Raw genomic sequence first — 2,760 nt, forward strand, 5'->3', positions numbered from 1 at the left:
CTTGCATGGTCTGCTGGAAAAATGATTGTTGAAGATAAAATTATCGGCGGATTTGTTCCAAGCACAGCTTTACATCTCGCTGTTCAAGTTATCTTAACTATTGCAGTTGTAAGCATTGGGTACATGAAAAACAAAAAAATGAAAAAAGAACAAGCCCACGCAGCTTAAAAAAAGAGCGTACGGACCATCCGTACGCTCTTTTTTTATGATTCGGGGTAGTGCATAAGCAAAAAAAAGCTTGCTTCCTCTTCAGAAGAATTGATATAGCTGTGAGAGGTATTTCCTGAAAAATGCAGAGCATCTCCCGAGACTAATTCATGTTCTTCATTTTCAAAACGAACCGTTAATTCGCCTTCTTTAATAAGTAAGTATTCATCTCCTAAATGAGTTTTCGCTTCGTGCACGCATCCAGGCTTTAATGTGACGATGTAAATTTCAAACTTTTTTTCCGGATGATAAGGAAAAAAAGAATATACTAAGTAATCACCTTTGTTGTCCATGATGGGATCTAGCTGTTTTATGCTTACTTTCTGCACATCCGGGGTGTCTTCTTTCATAAATACAGAAAAAGAGACTTGAAGGCCGTTGGCGATTTTCCAAAGTGTGGTAACCGTGGGACTGGATTTACCCTTTTCAATTTGTGCAAGCATTGCTTTACTAACACCGGTTAATTCGGAAACTTGATCAAGCGTCAAATTTCGATTTTTTCGTAATTTAACAAGATTTTTAGCAATAATATCTTGAATCGCGTCCATTGTTGTACTCCTTTAATTATTATAAAGATAGTATAACATACCGTTGTTTAATATAACGTATAGATGTATAATATAACAGAAAAGGAGGGAGTACGGTGATTGCAGAAAAAGCAGTACAGCAAAGAGAAAAAGTGGACTTAACGTTCAGACAAGGGGCTAAGGATTGTATCCCTACGCTACTCGGTTACATAAGCATAGGGCTTGCGGCTGGGATCGTTGGAGTATCCTCTCATCTTTCCGTTATGGAAGTTGCTTTATTATCAGCGCTCGTGTATGCAGGGGCAGCGCAGTTTATTATTTGTGCACTGATGGTTGCAAACAGCTCGATTTCAGCTATTATTCTCACAACATTTATTGTAAACTTACGACACTTTCTTTTGAGCGCTACGATCGCTCCTGAATTTACAAAATATTCGTTATTAAAAAACGTCGGAATTGGAGCCCTTCTAACGGACGAATCATTTGGGGTGTCTTCAAGTAAAATTGCAAAAGGTGAGCCAATTAATGACCGCTGGATGAACGGATTAAATATAACGGCTTACGTCAGCTGGATTATCGCCTGTACGACAGGAGCTATTTTTGGCCATATGCTATCTAACCCGGAAGCCTTTGGGTTTGATTTTGCCTTAACAGCTATGTTTTTAGCTCTGCTTGTTTTACAAATCGAAAGCGTGTTGCCTTCAAAGCTTAATCATTACTTACGTTTAATTCTTTATATGGCAATTATTATGATTGTGCTATCTTTTTTCGTACCTTCACATGTGGCCGTATTGATTTCAACGATTATTGTAGCGACAATTGGGGTGGTGACGGATAAATGAACATCCACTACCCAACACTCATCGTTATTTTAGGGTGTGCCCTTGTTACCGTAGTTCCTCGCATTGTTCCGTTTTTAGTTGTACGTAACATCGCGCTGCCAGAACCCGTATTAAAATGGCTATCCTATATTCCTATTTGTATTTTAACCGCACTTGTTGTAGAAAACTTTATCATTCAAGTAGATGACAGCGTAAATATTAACTGGCCCGTCATTATCGTAGTCATTCCAACCTTACTGATTGCCCTGAAAACCAAAAGCTTATCCATCACCGTTATTAGCGGAGTTGGAATGATGGCGCTGCTTCGTTTTTTTCTTTTGTCATGAAAGCTCAAGTTATGCTCTTGAGCTTTTTTACTGTCTCCTTTACGCACGCTTTTTCATATAGTATGATAAGAGTGTAAATTAGAAGCCAATGAAAACTAAAATATAGATGAGGTGCTTTTATGAGCGGAGTAGTATCTAAATAGGAACAATTGAATGAAATAAATTAAATAAGCAAGACGGGTATTTTTTGGAGAAGGAAGGTACCCTTTATTTGCTTATGGATTTATTTCACTGCCTATGAAGATACCTACAATGCTTTATAACGGGTTCGGCATTTGTCGCGAAAGAGGCCTCTGTTTTTACAAAGCTTTCTTTTGTGATATGTGTTTAGACACCTTATGAACGCAAAAAGCTGTGGGATCACCACAGCTTTTTTTATTTACCTTTTTCATTGCCTTCTAATTAAATAGGTATCTTCATATGTGATGACAAATCATAGTGAGGAGAAAAACCATGAATACGATGACATTTGAAAAATTGCAGTATCAGGAATTAAAAGAAATCGTAAAATCTCACTGCGTAAGTGAGCTGGGAAAACAATTAATGGATAAACTTCAGCCGAGCACATCTCTTAAAACAGTAAAAAACCGACTTAAAGAAACAACGGAAGCACGAAGCCTTCTAGATGCTGAGAAATCACTTCCGCTATCAGGTGTCTCAGGTATAGGAAGAGTCATCGAAAAGCTTGAAAAAGGCATGATTTTAGAGCCCGAAGAGCTAATACGCGTATCCGATTTTTTAAAAGGCTGCAGAAAAGTAAAACAATATATGGTGGATAAAGAATTTTTTGCTTCGCTCTTAAGTTCCTATGCACATTCGATGAAAGAACTGACAGGTATAGAAGAGGAAATTAATTTT

Annotated in this window: 3 protein-coding genes and 1 pseudogene; 3 read left to right on the forward strand and 1 reads right to left on the reverse strand. The window is 37.6% G+C overall.

Annotation, left to right across the window (positions count from 1 at the left end; all coding sequences use genetic code 11):
* Nucleotides 1–203: 203 nt before the first annotated feature.
* Entirely contained in the window at nt 204–755 is a 552-nt protein-coding gene (locus AC1DRF_RS21985) for a helix-turn-helix domain-containing protein (RefSeq protein WP_043981398.1), read from the reverse strand.
* A 95-nt stretch (nt 756–850) separates the two neighbouring features.
* Here AC1DRF_RS21985 and AC1DRF_RS21990 point away from each other — a divergent pair, with 95 nt between their 5' ends.
* The 3 genes and pseudogenes from AC1DRF_RS21990 to AC1DRF_RS22000 form a co-directional block, all read left to right on the forward strand.
* Nucleotides 851–1,576, forward strand: a complete 726-nt coding sequence (locus tag AC1DRF_RS21990) for an AzlC family ABC transporter permease (protein WP_075421005.1) — start codon at nt 851–853, stop codon at nt 1,574–1,576.
* Complete coding sequence (locus tag AC1DRF_RS21995) at nt 1,573–1,902, forward strand: AzlD domain-containing protein (protein WP_427075951.1); 330 nt, start codon at nt 1,573–1,575, stop codon at nt 1,900–1,902. Before AC1DRF_RS21990 ends, AC1DRF_RS21995 begins: the two co-directional genes overlap by 4 nt.
* A gap of 453 nt (nt 1,903–2,355) precedes the next feature.
* Nucleotides 2,356–2,760: pseudogene (locus AC1DRF_RS22000) on the forward strand (endonuclease MutS2); the annotation flags it as partial.

This window comes from Priestia sp. P5_B4 (genome assembly GCF_056400385.1).

Excerpts from the sequence above, each read along its gene's own strand:
- AC1DRF_RS21985 (WP_043981398.1), bottom strand. The coding sequence starts at position 755 with ATGGACGCGATTCAAGATATTATTGCTAAAAATCTTGTTAAATTACGA.
- AC1DRF_RS21995 (WP_427075951.1), top strand. The coding sequence starts at position 1,573 with ATGAACATCCACTACCCAACACTCATCGTTATTTTAGGGTGTGCCCTT.